Annotated in this window: 14 protein-coding genes; 8 read left to right on the top strand and 6 right to left on the bottom strand. The window is 73.1% G+C overall.

The annotated features are described in order from the left end of the window. Nucleotides 1-36 precede the first annotated feature (36 nt). Entirely contained in the window at nt 37-4,080 is a 4,044-nt protein-coding gene (eccCa, locus tag ABLE53_RS18980) for a type VII secretion protein EccCa (RefSeq protein ID WP_348860708.1), read from the top strand. A 214-nt stretch (nt 4,081-4,294) separates the two neighbouring features. Beyond that, nucleotides 4,295-4,474 carry a hypothetical protein gene (locus ABLE53_RS18975; RefSeq protein ID WP_348860707.1) on the top strand — a complete coding sequence of 60 codons (180 nt, stop codon included), beginning with the start codon at nt 4,295-4,297 and terminating at the stop codon, nt 4,472-4,474. Between the two features lie 120 nt (nt 4,475-4,594). Here ABLE53_RS18975 and ABLE53_RS18970 read toward each other — a convergent pair whose 3' ends face one another. Further along, complete coding sequence (locus ABLE53_RS18970; protein ID WP_348860706.1) at nt 4,595-6,160, bottom strand: helicase HerA-like domain-containing protein; 1,566 nt, start codon at nt 6,158-6,160, stop codon at nt 4,595-4,597. A 99-nt stretch (nt 6,161-6,259) separates the two neighbouring features. On the opposite strand from ABLE53_RS18970, the gene ABLE53_RS18965 reads away from it, so the two are divergent. Next, nucleotides 6,260-6,556: a type II toxin-antitoxin system VapB family antitoxin gene (locus tag ABLE53_RS18965; RefSeq protein ID WP_348860705.1), complete on the top strand. Its 297-nt coding sequence runs from the start codon at nt 6,260-6,262 to the stop codon at nt 6,554-6,556. Beyond that, nucleotides 6,553-7,071, top strand: a complete 519-nt coding sequence (locus ABLE53_RS18960; protein ID WP_348860704.1) for a LytR C-terminal domain-containing protein — start codon at nt 6,553-6,555, stop codon at nt 7,069-7,071. Before ABLE53_RS18965 ends, ABLE53_RS18960 begins: the two co-directional genes overlap by 4 nt. On the opposite strand, the gene ABLE53_RS18955 is transcribed toward ABLE53_RS18960, so the two are convergent. After that, nucleotides 7,068-8,555: a potassium/proton antiporter gene (locus tag ABLE53_RS18955; protein WP_348860702.1), complete on the bottom strand. Its 1,488-nt coding sequence runs from the start codon at nt 8,553-8,555 to the stop codon at nt 7,068-7,070. The genes ABLE53_RS18960 and ABLE53_RS18955 overlap by 4 nt on opposite strands. Nucleotides 8,556-8,614: 59 nt before the next feature. On the opposite strand from ABLE53_RS18955, the gene ABLE53_RS18950 reads away from it, so the two are divergent. From ABLE53_RS18950 to ABLE53_RS18935, 4 genes are all read left to right on the top strand, one after another. Next, nucleotides 8,615-9,808, top strand: a complete 1,194-nt coding sequence (locus ABLE53_RS18950; RefSeq protein ID WP_348860701.1) for a pyridoxal phosphate-dependent aminotransferase — start codon at nt 8,615-8,617, stop codon at nt 9,806-9,808. A gap of 67 nt (nt 9,809-9,875) precedes the next feature. Beyond that, nucleotides 9,876-10,235: a hypothetical protein gene (locus tag ABLE53_RS18945; protein WP_348860700.1), complete on the top strand. Its 360-nt coding sequence runs from the start codon at nt 9,876-9,878 to the stop codon at nt 10,233-10,235. Then, complete coding sequence (locus ABLE53_RS18940) at nt 10,232-11,116, top strand: hypothetical protein (RefSeq protein WP_348860699.1); 885 nt, start codon at nt 10,232-10,234, stop codon at nt 11,114-11,116. The genes ABLE53_RS18945 and ABLE53_RS18940 overlap by 4 nt, the downstream gene beginning before the upstream one ends. Then, nucleotides 11,113-12,381: a hypothetical protein gene (locus ABLE53_RS18935; protein ID WP_348860698.1), complete on the top strand. Its 1,269-nt coding sequence runs from the start codon at nt 11,113-11,115 to the stop codon at nt 12,379-12,381. Before ABLE53_RS18940 ends, ABLE53_RS18935 begins: the two co-directional genes overlap by 4 nt. Here the strand turns inward: ABLE53_RS18935 and ABLE53_RS18930 are convergent. The 4 genes from ABLE53_RS18930 to ABLE53_RS18915 all read right to left on the bottom strand — a co-directional run bounded on the left by ABLE53_RS18930 (nt 12,378) and on the right by ABLE53_RS18915 (nt 14,989). After that, nucleotides 12,378-13,376: a MerR family transcriptional regulator gene (locus ABLE53_RS18930; protein ID WP_348860697.1), complete on the bottom strand. Its 999-nt coding sequence runs from the start codon at nt 13,374-13,376 to the stop codon at nt 12,378-12,380. The two genes, ABLE53_RS18935 and ABLE53_RS18930, sit on opposite strands and share 4 nt — an antisense overlap. 69 nt (nt 13,377-13,445) lie before the next feature. Further along, nucleotides 13,446-13,592, bottom strand: coding sequence for a hypothetical protein (locus tag ABLE53_RS18925; protein WP_348860695.1), 147 nt, complete (start codon nt 13,590-13,592; stop codon nt 13,446-13,448). 93 nt (nt 13,593-13,685) lie between these two features. Further along, on the bottom strand, nt 13,686-14,207 hold the full coding sequence (locus ABLE53_RS18920; protein WP_348860694.1) for a GNAT family N-acetyltransferase: 522 nt from the start codon (nt 14,205-14,207) through the stop codon (nt 13,686-13,688). Next, nucleotides 14,204-14,989, bottom strand: a complete 786-nt coding sequence (locus ABLE53_RS18915) for an SDR family oxidoreductase (protein ID WP_348860693.1) — start codon at nt 14,987-14,989, stop codon at nt 14,204-14,206. Before ABLE53_RS18915 ends, ABLE53_RS18920 begins: the two co-directional genes overlap by 4 nt. Nucleotides 14,990-15,033: the final 44 nt, after the last annotated feature.

Raw genomic sequence — 15,033 nt, 5'->3', positions numbered from 1 at the left:
CGGGTTCCGTCTTCGAGGGGCAGTCAAGGGGGACATGTGACGATCTCGACCACGCTCCGTGGTGGCCGCACGGAGGAGCCCGAGATCCCCGAGGGCCAGCTGGTCCTGCAGCCCCCGCCGCCGATCGAGCAGTCCGAGGGCGCCAGCGGCGTCATGATGAACGCCATCCCGATGCTCGGCAGCCTCGGCTCGATCGTCCTCGTCGCGACGATGAGCGGCCAGAGCGGCACCGGCGGCCGGCAGTTCATCTCGGCCGGGATGTTCCTCTTCGCGACGCTCGGGTTCGTGTTCGTCCAGATCGACCGGCAGCGCAAGCAGCGGCAGCAGACCGTGGGCGGCCAGCGCACCGACTACCTGCGCTACCTCGCCGGCGTACGCGCGACGGCCCGGAAGGCCGGTGAGCAGCAGCGCCGGGCGCTGACCTGGTACAACCCCGACCCGCAGTCGCTGCCCGCGATCGCGGAGGAGCGGTCCCGGCTGTGGGAGCGCGGCTCCGGAGACCCGCGCTTCCTGCAGGTGAGGTACGGCGTCTGCAACCAGCCGCTGTCCCTCCAGCTGGTGCCGCCCGAGAGCGCGCCGATCGACCAGGTCGACCCGGCATCCGCGAGCGCGCTCCACCGACTGCTGGTCGTGCACCGTCTCCAGCCCGACCTGCCCGCCGCGCTCGATCTCGGCGCCTTCGACAAGATCGAGATCTGCGGGCCCGAGGAGCAGGCCCGGTCGGCGGCGCGGGCGCTGATCTGCTCGGCGACGGCGTTCCACTCCCCCGACCAGCTCATCGTGGCGGTGCTGACCTCCGAGGACCACCTCGCCGACTGGGACTGGGTCAAGTGGCTCCCCCACGCCCAGAGCGCCCGCGAGACCGACGCCGTCGGGCCGATGCGGATGGTGGCGACCTCGGTCGACGACCTCGCCGTGCTGCTCCCGGCCGACCTGGTCGAGCGGCCCCGCTTCGGTGCCGACGAGCGGCCGATGACCCCGCACGTCGTGGTCGTCGTCGACGGCGGCCACGTCCCGCCGGGCAACCACGTGATCCCCGAGGACGGCGTTCACGGCGTCACCGTTCTCGACCTGCCGGCCCGCTGGGACGAGCTGATCGACTCCAGCCACCTCCGGCTGCTGCTGACCGGCCCCGGCGAGGCCGAGGCCGACGGCGAGGAGACCAGCTGGCGCGCCCAGGTCGTGCGGGTGCGCGAGGAGCCGGTCCGGGTGCGGGTCGACCAGCTCAGCGTCCAGGGCGCGGAGGCGTACGCCCGCCGGCTCACCGCGCTTCACACCATCAGCCCGGGCGGCGAGAGCGAGGGCAGCGCCACGGAGATCGCCGGCCCCACTGACTTCATGGAGCTGCTCGGGCTCGGCGACGTACGCACCCTCGACCCGGACCTCTCCTGGCGCCCGCGGCCCGCGCGCGACCGGCTCCGGGTGCCGATCGGTCTCGGTGACAACGGCAGCCCGGTCCACCTCGACATCAAGGAGTCCGCCCAGCAGGGCATGGGGCCGCACGGCCTCGTCATCGGGGCGACCGGCTCCGGGAAGTCGGAGTTCCTGCGCACCCTCGTGCTCGGCCTCGCCCTGACTCACTCGCCCGAGCAGCTCAACTTCGTGCTCGTCGACTTCAAGGGTGGCGCGACGTTCGCCGGCATGGCCGACCTGCCGCACGTCTCAGCCGTCATCACCAACCTCGCCAACGAGCTCACCCTCGTCGACCGCATGCAGGACGCGCTCTCCGGCGAGATGGTGCGGCGCCAGGAGCTGCTGCGCGAGGCGGGCAACTTCGCCTCGATCCGCGACTACAACCGGGCCCGTACGGCGGACCCGTCGATGGCCCCGCTTCCGTCGCTGTTCATCGTGGTCGACGAGTTCTCCGAGATGCTGTCGGCCAAGCCGGAGTTCATCGACCTCTTCGTCACGATCGGCCGTCTCGGCCGCTCGCTCGGCCTCCACCTCCTGCTCGCCTCGCAGCGTCTCGAGGAGGGCCGGCTCCGCGGCCTCGAGTCGCACCTGTCCTACCGTGTCGGCCTGCGCACCTTCAGCGCGCAGGAGTCGCGCGCGGTCCTCGGCGTACCCGACGCCTACGAGCTGCCCGCCATTCCGGGGCTCGGCTACCTCAAGCCCGACCCGACGACGATGCAGCGGTTCAAGGCGGCCTACGTCTCCGGACCGCCGGCGGGCGGAAGCAGGATCCGGCGCGACGAGGGCGGCAAGCTGCAGGGCATCCTGCCGTTCACCATCGCCGAGGTCCGCCAGCTCGACCTGCCCGAGCCGGAGCCGGAGGGGGCCCGTACGCCGGCGGCGGCCGCCGCGGCCGACGGGAACCAGCCGTCGCTGCTCGACGTCGCCGTGCAGCGGATGACCGGCCAGGGGCTTCCGGCCCACCAGGTCTGGCTGCCGCCGCTCGACGTACCCGACACCCTCGACGAGCTGATGGCCGACCTCACCGTCGACCCCCGGCTCGGGCTGGTGTCGCCGGGCTGGCGCAACCTCGGCGGCCTCGTCATCCCGCTCGGCACCGTCGACCGTCCGCGCGAGCAGCGACGCGACACGCTCACCATCGACCTCGGCGGCGCGGCCGGCCACGTCGCCGTCGTCGGCGGGCCGCGGAGCGGCAAGAGCACCCTGATGCGCACCATCGTGGCGTCGATGGCGCTGACCACGACCCCGCAGGAGTCGCAGTTCTTCGTGCTCGACTTCGGCGGCGGCACCTTCGCGCCGCTCGCGCGGCTCCCGCACGTCGCCGGTGTCGGCACCCGGTCGGAGCCCGACATCGTGCACCGCGTCCTGGCCGAGGTCAGCGGGATCATCGACCGGCGCGAGGCGTACTTCCGCAGTGCCGGCATCGACTCGATCGAGACCTACCGCACCCGGCGCGCGCAGGGCCGTGCCGACGACGGCTGGGGCGACGTCTTCCTCGTCATCGACGGCTGGGGCACGCTGCGCGCGGACTTCGACGAGCTCGAGTTCGAGATCCAGCAGCTCGCCCCGCGGGGCCTGACGTACGGCGTCCACATCGTGGCGGCCGCGACCCGGTGGGCCGACTTCCGGGCCGCGATGCGCGACATGTTCGGGACCCGCCTCGAGCTGCGCCTCGGCGACCCGCTCGACTCGGAGGTCGACCGCAAGATCGCGGCGCTCGTGCCGTCCGGCCGTCCGGGGCGCGGCCTGGTGATGCAGAAGCTGCACTTCCTCGGGGCGCTCCCGCGCATCGACGGCGAGCCGGCCGCCGACTCGCTCGGGGAGGGCGTCGACGACCTCATCGCGCGGATCGACGCCGCCTGGACCGGGCCCGCCGGGCCGAAGCTGCGGCTGCTGCCGTCCAAGCTGCCGCTCGAGGACCTGCTCGCCCAGGCGGGCGTCGGCGCCGGGGCGGGCCCCGGGTCCACGGACAGGCGGCTGTGGCTCGGCGTCAACGAGAAGGAGCTCGCCCCGGTGGGCATCGACCCGGACGCCGAGCCCCACCTGCTCGTCTTCGGTGACGGCCAGTCCGGCAAGAGCACCCTGCTGCGCACCCTGGCCCGCGAGATCATGCGCACCCGCACGCCCAAGGAGGCGCAGATCGTCGCGGTCGACTACCGCCGCTCGATGCTGGGCGAGATCCCGGAGGACTACCTGCTCAACTACCTCACCTCCGCGACGCAGGCGCAGCCGGCGCTGCGGGACCTAGCGGCGTACCTCGAGAACCGCATCCCCGGCCCCGACGTCACCCCCGAGCAGCTCCGCAACAGGTCGTGGTGGAAGGGCGCCGAGGTCTTCGTCCTCGTCGACGACTACGACCTCGTCGCGACCCAGCAGGGCTCGCCCGTCCACGCGATGCAGCCGCTGCTCGCCCAGGCGCGCGACGTCGGCCTGCACGTCATCCTGGCCCGCCGCTCGGGCGGCGCCTCGCGGTCGCTGTACGAGCCGGTGATCCAGTCCCTGCGCGACCTCGCGATGCCGGGCCTGCTGCTCTCCGGCTCACCCGACGAGGGCCCGCTGCTCGGCAACCTGCGGCCGGTGCCGATGCCGCCCGGGCGCGGCCGGCTGATGACCCGGGACCGGGGCGTCGAGGTCGTCCAGCTCGCCCTCACCGAGCCGTCGCTCTAGCCGCTTCCCGTCGGTCCCGGATCGGTCCGGGATGGGTCCCGGATCGGGCCCGGGCGGCGGGACTTCCGACCCGCGGAAGACGTCGCCGAGATCACACCCGGGCGCGCCCTCAGGTCACCTGCTTGTAACGTTCCAACAATCTTCTGGCGACCTTGCTGGCGCACTCTGATGCCACACCGCAAGAACCGCTACAAGACACGTTCAGGGGGCCGAGATGGAGAACCCGATTTCGCTCGACCGGGACGCCGAGCTGGAGCGCGTGGTCACGCAGCGCGCCAGCCTCAAGTTCCGCCACGCCAGCAGACTTGCCAAGCTCATGGACGAGCGGCAGGACCTGCGAGGTGTGCACGCACTCGCCGACCTCGTCGACGACTCGCTTCGCTGGTCTGCCTGATCGCCCATCGGGAGATCGCAGACAGCGGGGACGGGTCCCGAGCCCGTCGCACCGCAGACCTGAAGGGCCGGTCCGTTGCGCACGGACCGGCCCTTTCGCGTGCCCCTTCGCGTGCCCGGGTCAGCGTCGGCGGAAGAGCCCCTTGACGATCTCCCGGGCGGCGGTGTTCATGGCGTTCTTGAACGCCGAGGACTTCACGACCTGCTCGAGCATCGAGTCGTCGTCCTGCTTCCGGCGGCTCGTCGACGACGTCGGCCTCGAGCGGGCCCCTCTGGCCGCCTTCTTGGCCTCGGCCTGCTCGCGTTCCGCCTGCTGTGCCGCCTCCTCGGCGGCCTTCATCCTGGCGTCGAGCGTCTCGGCGGCCGACTCCGGGTCGGCCGCAGTGGCGTACTTGGCGTACAGCGGGCTCGCCTTCACCTGTGCCTCGATGGTCGCCGCCGCGGTCGGCGCCATCAGCGACTCCGGGGCGCGCAGCCGGGTCCACGCGACCGGCGTCGGCGCGCCGCGCTCGTTCATCACGGTCACGATCGCCTCGCCGATCCCGAGGGTCTGGATGACCTTGCCGAGGTCGTCGTACGACGAGGTCGGGTAGGTGTTGACCGTGGCCTTGAGCGCCTTCGCGTCGTTCGGGGTGTTCACCCGGAGCTGGTGCTGGACCCGTGACCCGAGCTGCGCCAGCACCTCCTCGGGTACGTCGGTGGGCGACTGCGTCACGAAGAAGACGCCGACCCCCTTCGACCGGATCAGCCGCACCGTCTGCGTGATCTGGTCGAGGAACGCGTCCGAGGCGTCGTTGAAGAGCAGGTGCGCCTCGTCGAAGAAGAAGACCAGCTTCGGCTTGTCCACGTCGCCGACCTCGGGGAGCCGGCGGTACAGGTCGCCGAGCAGCCACATCAGGAAGGTGGAGAAGATCGCCGGGCGGTCCTGCAGGTTGGGCAGCTCCATCAGCGAGATCAGCCCGGTGCCGTCGGCCCCGGTCCGCAGCAGGTCGCTGGTGTCGAACGCGGGCTCGCCGAAGAACGCGTCGGCGCCCTGGTCGGAGAAGGCGATCAGGTCGCGCAGGATGACGCCCGCGGTCGCCGGCGAGAGCCCGCCGAGCCCCTTGAGGTCGGCCTTGCCCTCGTCGGACACGAGGTACTGCACCACCGACCGCAGGTCGGCGAGGTCCACGAGCTTCAGCTGCTTCTGCTGGGCGTAGTGGAAGACCAGGCCCAGCGAGGACTCCTGGGTGTCGTTGAGGCCCAGCACCTTGCTCAGCAGGGTCGGCCCGAACCCCTCCATCGTCACCCGCACGGGGATGCCGGTGCCGACGCCACCCAGCGCGAAGTACTCGACCGGGAAGCCCCTCGCCTGCCACTCCTGGCCCACCGTCCTGGCCCGCGCGCTGACCTTCTCGCTCGCCGCGCCGGGGGTGGCGAGCCCGGAGAGGTCGCCCTTGATGTCCGCGGCGAAGACGGGTACGCCGGCAGCGGCGAGCTGCTCGGCCATGAGCTGCAGCGTCTTCGTCTTGCCGGTCCCGGTCGCTCCGGCGACGAGGCCGTGCCGGTTCAACATCTGGATCGGGATCCGGATGTGGACGTCGGACAGGCTCTCGGCGTCGGTCATCAGCCCGCCGAGCTCGAGAGCAGGCCCGTCGAACCGGTAGCCGGGGCCGACCGCCTCGACGATGGCAGCAGCGTCGGTCATGCCCGAAGCCTATTCAATTTCCGCCGTCGCCTCAGGCGCTGGCGCGCGTTCCTCCGCTTCGGGATGTGGCCCCTGGCAAGCGGCGATACAGTCTGCGGCGTGATCTTCAAGCGTGTCGGAGTCGGGCGCCCCTACCCGGATCACGGTCTGACCGCGAAGGCATGGGCCGCTCTCCCCCCGCGCCAGATCCGCCTCGACGAGCTGGTGACGACCAAGGACACCCTGCAGCTCGGCTCGCTGCTCGACGAGGACTCGACGTTCTACGGCGACCTCTTCGCCCACGTCGTGGAGTGGCGCGGCGAGTACTACCTCGAGGACGGCCTCCACCGCGCGCTGCGGGCCGCCCTGCAGCAGCGGAACGTGCTCCATGCGCGTGTGCACACGGTGGCGTCATGATGCTCTCCGGCAGCGTCTCCCCTGTGCGTACGACGGTCGTGCTCTCCGTGGTCGCCATCGTGCTGGTGGGAGCCTTCGTCTGGGGCTGGAAGTCGCTCACCAAGCCGCTGCCGGGCAAGGCCGACGCCTCGGTCTGCGTGGACACCCCGGTCTCGAAGGGCGACAAGATCTTCCCCGCGCAGGTGGTGGTGACGGTGCTCAACGCGAGCGACCGGGAGGGGCTCGCGGCCCGCACGATCTCGGCGCTGACCGACGAGGGCTTCAGCCAGGGCGCCAGCACCAACGCACCGAAGCAGGCCGGCGTGCCCCGGGTCCAGATCTGGACGACGACCCCGCACAGCCCCGCCGTACGCCTCGTGGCGAGCTGGCTGCACGGCCCCAAGATCATCAAGCGGGCGACCACCCACCCCGGCGTCGTCGTGGTGGTCGGCGAGAAGTTCCCCGAGGTCTCCGGCGGGAAGAAGATGGTCAAGGCCACCTTCGACACGACGATCTGCAGTCCGACGGTCGACTAGAGCCACCCGGCCAGGCGGCCGCGCCGGCTGACCTGCTCGAGCCTCTTCTCGGTCGTCTCCCGCAGGCTCCGCGGGGCGACGACGAGGAGCACGTCGCGCGCCTTCAGCACCGTGCGCTGCTCGGGCACCAGCGTCTGGCCGTCGCGGATGACCAGCGAGACCGATGCCCCGCGCGGCAGCCGCAGCTCGCCGATCTCGACGCCGTGGAGCTTGGACTCCTGCGGGATGCGGACCTGGAGCAGGTCGGCGGCGATCTGCTCCAGCGGCGCGACCTCGAGGTCGAGCGAGCGCGGGTCCATCGGCCGCGCGATCCCGAGCCAGCGGGCGATCAGCGGCAGCGTCGGGCCGGTCAGCAGCGTGTAGACGACGACCATCACGAAGACCAGGTCGAAGAGCTGCTCGGCGCCGTCGGTGCCCTCGGCGAGCGGGATGGTCGTGAGTACGACGGGGACCGCGCCGCGCAGGCCCGCCCACGACAGGAAGACGAGCTCGCCCAGCGGCAGCCGTTCCGCGAGGCTGCTGACCAGCACCGACAGCGGGCGGGCCACGAAGGTGAGGATCAGGCCCCCGAGCAGCGCCAGGCCGACCGTCGACACGCCGATCCGGCCGGGCGAGAGCAGCAGGCCGAGCATGACGAACAGCCCGATCTGGGCCAGCCAGGCGACGCCTTCGGCGAACGACCTGGTGGCCGCCCGGTGGGGCAGGTCGGAGTTCCCGAGCACCAGCGCGGCGACGTACACCGCGGCGAACCCGGAGCCGTGCGCCCAGGTCGCGACGCCGTACCCGAGGAAGGTCAGGGTCAGCACGGCCAGCGGGTAGAGACCGGACGCTGGCAGCGCGGCGCGGCGCATCAGCCAGGCACCGCCGAAGCCGGCCGCCAGCCCGCAGACGATGCCGAGGAGCAGCTCGCCGAGGACGATCCCGACGATCGTCCAGGGCTCGTGCTCGTGGATGCCGCCCTCGGCGATCAGGGTGACGATCACGACGGTCGGGGCGTCGTTGAGACCGGACTCGGCCTCGAGGGCGCCGGTGAGCCTCCGCGGGAGGGGTACGACGCGGAGCACCGAGAACACCGCCGCCGCGTCGGTGGGGCTGGTGACGGCGCCGAGCAGGAAGGCCAGCTCCCAGGTCAGCCCGAGCAGGAAGTGGGCACCGACCGCGACTACGGCGATCGAGATCGTCACCCCGACGGTGGCGAGGACCGCGCCCAGCCGGATCGACGGACGCACCTCCGCCCAGTGGGTGGTGACGCCGCCCTCGGCCAGGATCAGCGCCAGCGCGGCGAACCCGAGCGCGTGCGCCGCCTCGGCGTCCTCGAACTGGATGCCGAGCCCGGACTCCCCGAGCGCGACGCCCATGAGCAGGTAGACGAGCAGGGAGGGCAGCCCGGCCTTGGAGGAGACGCGTACCGCGAGGATCGCCAGCAGTGTGACCGCGGCGCCGACCAGCACGAACATGTCGAGCTGGTGCACGTCGAGACTCATGTCACCTCGCAGGTGGGGGTGGCGGCGTCTGAGTCTATCGGCGGGCGTAATTTGCTGGCATGGATCGGACGGTGGCCTCGCGGCTGGGCGTCGCCCAGCGCGCCGACGTACCTCCGTTCCACGTCATGGACATGATCGCGAGAGCGGCGCAGCGCCAGCGGGACCACGGCGACGCCCTGTCGCTCATGGCCGGCCAGCCGTCCACGGGGGCGCCGAAGGCGGTGGCCGACGAGGCGGTCAGGCTGCTGCAGAGCGGCGACCCGCTCGGCTACACCTCGGCCACCGGGATCCTCGAGCTGCGGGAGGCGATCGCCGGCCACCACCGCCGCTGGCACGGCCTCGACGTCTCGCCCGACGACGTCGTCGTCACCACCGGCGCGAGCGGCGGCTTCCTGGCGGCGTTCCTCGCCGCGTTCGACGTCGGGTCCCGGGTGGCGATGGCCCGGCCGACGTACCCCTGCTACCGCAACGTGCTCAGCGCCCTCGGCTGCGAGGTCGTCGAGATCCCGACCGGGCCGGCCACCCGCTTCCAGCCCACCGTCGAGCAGGTCGCCGAGCGGTACGGGTCGGGCCCCGGGCTCGACGGGCTCGTCGTCGCCAGCCCGGCCAACCCCACCGGCACGATGTTGCTCCCCGAGGAGCTGGCCGCGCTCGCTCGCTACTGCGAGGAGCAGGGGATCTGGCTGATCTCCGACGAGATCTACCACGGCATCACCTACGACGGCGGCGGGCGTGGCCACAGCGCCTGGGAGACCTCCCGGGAGGCGGTGGTCTTCGGCAGCTTCAGCAAGTACTTCTCGATGACCGGCTGGCGGATCGGCTGGCTGCTCGTGCCGGAGCGGCTGCGTCGTGCGGTCGATGTGCTGGTCGGGAACTTCACCATCTGCCCGCCGGCGCTGGCGCAGTACGCCGCCGTCGCGGCATTCACCCCGGCGGCGTACGCCGAGCTGGACGGCCACGTCGCGCGCTACGCCGCCAACCGCGGGCTGCTCCTCGACGGGCTGAGGTCGCTCGGCGTGACGACGATGGCGCCCGCCGACGGCGCCTTCTACGTGTACGCCGACGTGAGCCGCTGGACCGACGACACCATGGTGTGGGCCCACCGGCTGCTCGACACCACCGGCGTCGCGGTGGCGCCGGGGGTCGACTTCGACACCGAGGACGGCCACCGCTACGTGCGGCTCTCCTTCGCGGGCTCGGGCGAGGAGATCGAGGAGGCCCTCGACCGGCTGTCCACAGTCCTGGTCGCCTAGCGAAGTCGGTGGTTTCGGCAGCCGCGCCGCCGGGTAGGGGGCCCGCAGGGCACGGCAGAGGAGGGACATGTACGGCGACACCGAGGTGATGCGCCACCGGACCGAGCGGCTCAGGGAGCGGGCCGACGAGATCCGAGTCGCCGCCGACCAGCTCGTCGCCCGCGCGGAGAGCGTCGAGTGGAGGGGCCGGGCGGCCGACGCGATGCGCGAGCGGATCAAAGCCCGTGCGCTCGCGCTCCGCAACGTGGCCCAGCGCCACGAGACCGCCGCGGACGCGCTCGAGAAGCACCTGCTCGAGGTCGACCGGCTCAAGGAGGCGATCGCCGCCGCAGAGCGGCGCGCCGACGCCCTTGCCGCCGACGGCGTGCTCGGCCTCACCAGGCCGCAGCCCGGCCACAAGGACTGGCTGGAGGTGGAGCTCGCGTGACGACGATCGATCTCGGGCCCTCCTCCCCCGCGCAGCCCGACGAGCCCTGGGCCGGCGTACCCCGCCGGGTCGGACTCACCCTCGCTGAGCTGCGCCACGCCTGCCGGCTCGTCGACGCCCCGCTCCCGTTCGACGTCGTCGAGTCGGGACCCGCCAGCGGCCTCGAGGACCGTCTCGGCCAGAGCCGTGCGTCGGCCCAGGACGCCGCCTTCGCGGAGGCGGCCGCGACGCTCGGCGACCCCGCCTCCTCGCTCGCCCGACGAGGGCTGGTCGTCGACGAGGAGCTCGACGCCGGCATCTCCGGCGCCCTCGGCCTGCTCGCCACCCCGGAGGTCGCGGTCGACCTCGACGTGGCCGTCGACGACCTGCGCGGCCACGCCTGGCACCGGCAGAAGGGCGACGCCGTCGCCACCCTCGCCACGACCGACGGCCTGCTCTTCGAGCTCGCCTGGTTCCCGACCGCAGGCTGGGCCGCGGAGCTCGGCCGCGCCGCCGGGCTGCCGGAGGACTGCGGGCTCAGACCGTCGCAGGTGCCCGACCACCTCGAGGTCCCCTTCGCCCTGGCCGACTCGGTCCTGGAGGCGCTCCGCTCCGGCCGGGACGATCTCGTGCCGGTGCTCGCCTCGGGCGACGCGACCCTGATCTCGGTGCTCACCGCGCTCGCGACCGAGGCCCACGGCCGGCTGCGCGCGATCGTCGCCCCGGTCACCGCCGAGGGCTCGGCCCCGATCGGCATCGTCTCCTGGACCCTCGTCGACGACGGCTGGCGGGCGATGCGGCCGACCGTCCGCGACGACGAGGCCACGCTCGTCCTCACCCGGGTGGAGCCCTCGGACCTCGCCGCCGAGCTGGCCCCGGTGCTCGCGGAGGTGGCCCGATGACCGACGTCGACAAGTACGCCCGGATGCTCGAGCTCGCCGACGGCTTCGACGCGGTGGGCGAGCAGCTGCGCGACTGGGCCAGGCTCGGCAGCGACATCCTCCGCGATCCCGACGTGGCCGACTCCGCGGAGCTCTCCCCGAGGACCTGGGCCGACGCGGAGGAGGAGGTGCGCGCCGCCACGAGCGGCAAGCAGGGCCTGCTCAACCGCGGCGTCGAGCTCGACGCCGACGCGCTGATCGTCCGCGCCACCGTGCTCACCTACCAGTGGATCGACGAGCTCCAGAGCGCCGCCTACAAGAGCCTGGGCTCGGTCGCCGGCCGCGCCGTCGGCTACCTCGCGCCCGAGGTCGAGCTCGGCGGCTCGCTGGTCTCCGCCGGGCTGATCGAGACCGACGCGCTCGACCGCGACGGCGTCACCGCCTACCTCGGCGAGCTCGCCCAGGAGCACCCCGAGCTGATGGAGCACATCGCCTCCGGCGGCACCCTCCTCGAGTCGCTCCAGCTGCGCTCGCTGCTCACCTCCGGGATCCCGCGGGGCGAGCAGGGCTCACTGGCCGCCGCCGGCGGGCTGCGGGCGGTCTCCGTCGGGCCGTTCGCGACCGACCCCCGGTTCGCGCTGCGCGACGTCGCCGGCGAGCTGGTCGCCGAGCCCGAGGAGGCGACGGCCCCCGCGTCACAGCCGGCCGCCGACGTACCCCGCTCGCTCGAGGAGCTCATGCGCACCCTCGAGGGCGTCACCACCTCGGTCTCGGTCCGTCCCGCCGCACCCGGCCGCTACATCGCCTACCTCCCCGGCCCGTACGCCCCCGGCTCGCCCGAGCGACGGCTGCGGCTGGTGTCCGGCGACCTGGCGTCGTACGCCGAGGCGGCGACCCAGGCGATCGAGCAGGCCGTGGAGCCGGGCTCCCACCTGATGCTCGTCGGCTCGGCAGCCGGCGGCGCCACCGCCGCCTCGATGGCCGCCGGGCCGCCGGCCGGCTTCAACATCGACCAGGTCGTGACCGTCGGCGCGCCCGCCGCGGCCGCACCTCGCGTGCCGGAGTCGATCCGCGTGCTCTCGCTGGAGGACCGGTCCGACCCGGTGGCGCTGCTCGGAGGACTCATCAACGCCTCGGCCCCCCACCGACTCACCGTCGTCTATGACGGCGCGTCGACGGAGGAGGAGAGCAGCTTCGTCCACGGTGCCCGGGCGGCCGACTCCGCCCCGCACCCCGAGCTGCGTGCGGAGCTCGACCGGATCCGCGAGCTGGGCTACCTCGCCTAGGAGACGTCGACGACGACCACGCCGTGGTTGTCGGGCGCGCCGGCGTCCTCGACCGCGGCCGCGAGCGCGTCGGCCACCCGCTGCGGACCGGCGTCTGCCGTGATCAGGTCGGCGAGCAGGTCGTCGGCGAGCACCGAGTGGACGCCGTCGGTCGTGAGCACGAGCCGGTCGCTGGGACGCAGGTCCACACCGGTCTCGTCGGGGACGACGGGCGTTCCGGCGAGCGCGCGGTTGATCAGGGCGCGGTGCGGGTGCGACCGCGCCTCCTCCTCGGTCAGCTCGCCGGCCTCGACGAGAGCCGCGACCATCGTGTGGTCGCGGGTCAGCCGGGTGACCTCGTCGTCGCGGACGAGGTGGACCCGGCCGTCGCCGACGTGGGTGATCCGGGCGCGTCCGCCGGCGAGGCGTACGACGGTGAGCGTCGTCCCGGTCTCGGGGCCTCCCGTCGCGGCCGCGGCGAGCGCCGCCTCGAAGCCGCCTCCGAGGAAGGCGTCGAGGGCGGCGGCCGCCAGGTCGTCGCGCTCCCCGAAGCCGTCGGCGATCCCGAACGTGTCGGCCGTCGCGATCACGGCGTCCTGCTGGCGCTCGCGCCCGCCCTGCCGGAGGCTGACCCCGGTCTCGGCGTGGAGCGGCGCGGTGGTGGGTGTGATCATGCTGGTCTCCTCGATCCTCAGCTGCTGGACGAGGGTGCGCACGACGCGCCGGCGCGAGGCGGTGTCGGCCTCGACCTGCCGCCAGTACGCCTCGAGCTCGGCCGCCGCCTCCTCGGGCGGCAGGTCGAGCAGCGGCCGGATCCGCGCGAGCGGCATCCCGACCAGTCGCAGGCTCGCGACCAGCCGGGCCCGCTCGAGCTGCCCGGCGGCGTACCACCGGTAGCCGGTGAGGGCGTCCACCTCCACCGGCACGAGCAGCCCGAGCTCGTCGTACAACCGCAGCGCCTTCGGCGTCAGCCCGGTCCTGCGGGCGAAGTCGCCGATGCTCATCCGGTCGCTCACGGCACCCATCCTCGTCCTCCGGTGACCATCACCGGTACGACGAGGCTGGGCGTTGCCGTTGGGTGAAGGTCAAGCGCCGAGGTCGACGGCCCACTTCTCGAGGAGCCGGGCGAGCGTCTCCCGCTCCTTCGCGGTGAAGAGCGCGACCAGCCGGTGCTCGGCGGGGTCCTCCTCGGTCAGCCGGCCGCGCTCGGACGTGCTGCGGCGCGCGGTCACTCGTCAGACCACACCTGGCTGCCTGTGCGCGGATCGCGCGCGTGCAGCACGGCGAACGTAGCGGCGGCCGGGCAGGATCCGGAGGGCGCGAGCCTACGGCGCGCCGGGCAGCGGCCGGTCGGCGTACGCCACCCGCGGCCTGCCGTCGTTCGGGGTCGGCCGGACGCCCTGGTCGAGGAGGCCCACCCGCTCGGCGACCCGGCGCGACGGCGTGTTGTGCTCGTCGATCCAGGCGATCACGGCGCTGTCCGGGTCGGCGGCATGGGCGACCCGGAGGGCCTCGAGCGCCAGCTCGGTGGCGTACCCGTGGCCCTGCGCTGCCGGCGCGATCCGGTAGTTGAGGTTCCAGCTCGTTGGCTCGTGGCGCTGTACGCCGCCGGAGCCGATCACCTCGCCGCTCGCGCGCAGCCGCACCGTCCAGTAGCTCGGCCCGGGCGTCCAGCGGTCGGCCGCGCGTACGGCGTACGCTCGGGTCTGCTCGAGGTCGGTGTGGCGCAGCTCCGGGTCGTACCACCAGATCCGCGGGTCGCTCAGGATCGGGAAGAGCACCTCGGCGTCCTCCGGTGCCATGGGTCGCAGGTCGAGCCGCTCGGTCAGGACGTGGCGCGTGCTCATCGGACGAAGCCGCCCTCGCTGTCGAGCAGCTGCCCGACCATCCAGCGGCCCTCGTCGGAGACGAGCCACGCGATCAACCGGGCGGGGTCGTCCGGCTCTCCGATGCGGCCGGCCGGGAAGCGCTCGACCACCGCGGGCGGTGCGTCGTCGAGGTAGCCGGTGTTGACCGGTCCGGGGTTCACGGTGTTGAGCAGGACCCCGTCGCGGGCAAGGTCGGCGCTGGCCGAGAGCGTCGCACCTGCGAGGGCGGCTTTGGACGCGGCGTACGCCAGGTTGTCGCTCATCGGGCCGAGCGCCTGCCCGGACGTCATCCAGACGACCCGGCCGCCCGGGCGGCCGTCGTGCTGGGCGGCGAAGTGCCTCGTCAACAGCAGCGTGGCCCGGGTGTTGACGGCCCAGTGCCGATCGAGTGCCTCCGCGGTGACGTCGCGGATCGAGACAGCGTCGCCGCCGTGGGCGTGGTTGCACACCAGGATGTCGAGATGACCGAGCACTGCCCGTGCCCCCTCGACGAGGGCGGCCGGAGCATCGGGGTCCGACAGGTCGCCCGGGAGGTCGACGAGCTGCGCGCCGCCGATCAGGTCGGCGCGCAGCTCCTCGGCGAGTACGCCGACGTCCTCGGCCTCGCCGTACTCGATCTTGTCGTGCTCCGCGTGGTGATGGATCGCCAGCGACGCACCCATCCGCGCCAGCCGCCGCGCGACGGCGAAGCCGATCCCGCGCCGTCGACTGACCCCGGTGACGAGTGCGGCCCGGCCGGCCAGCGGATGCGTGTCATGCATGAGGCGGGAGGCTACGGCGCGGCGACGCGCAGCGCACGCGCGCG

Source organism: Nocardioides asiaticus (assembly GCF_040049175.1).
Taxonomy (GTDB): Bacteria; Actinomycetota; Actinomycetes; order Propionibacteriales; family Nocardioidaceae; genus Nocardioides; species Nocardioides cheoyonin.
Note: the sequence above shows the minus strand (reverse complement) of the source record. Positions and strands in the feature narration are given on the sequence as shown.

What these genes read in the sequence shown, in the direction of transcription:
- ABLE53_RS18975 (WP_348860707.1), top strand. Translation starts at nt 4,295, where the DNA reads ATGGAGAACCCGATTTCGCTCGACCGGGACGCCGAGCTGGAGCGCGTG.
- ABLE53_RS18970 (WP_348860706.1), bottom strand. Translation starts at nt 6,160, where the DNA reads ATGACCGACGCTGCTGCCATCGTCGAGGCGGTCGGCCCCGGCTACCGG.
- ABLE53_RS18960 (WP_348860704.1), top strand. Translation starts at nt 6,553, where the DNA reads ATGATGCTCTCCGGCAGCGTCTCCCCTGTGCGTACGACGGTCGTGCTC.
- ABLE53_RS18955 (WP_348860702.1), bottom strand. Translation starts at nt 8,555, where the DNA reads ATGAGTCTCGACGTGCACCAGCTCGACATGTTCGTGCTGGTCGGCGCC.
- ABLE53_RS18950 (WP_348860701.1), top strand. Translation starts at nt 8,615, where the DNA reads ATGGATCGGACGGTGGCCTCGCGGCTGGGCGTCGCCCAGCGCGCCGAC.
- ABLE53_RS18945 (WP_348860700.1), top strand. Translation starts at nt 9,876, where the DNA reads ATGTACGGCGACACCGAGGTGATGCGCCACCGGACCGAGCGGCTCAGG.
- ABLE53_RS18935 (WP_348860698.1), top strand. Translation starts at nt 11,113, where the DNA reads ATGACCGACGTCGACAAGTACGCCCGGATGCTCGAGCTCGCCGACGGC.
- ABLE53_RS18920 (WP_348860694.1), bottom strand. Translation starts at nt 14,207, where the DNA reads ATGAGCACGCGCCACGTCCTGACCGAGCGGCTCGACCTGCGACCCATG.
- ABLE53_RS18915 (WP_348860693.1), bottom strand. Translation starts at nt 14,989, where the DNA reads ATGCATGACACGCATCCGCTGGCCGGCCGGGCCGCACTCGTCACCGGG.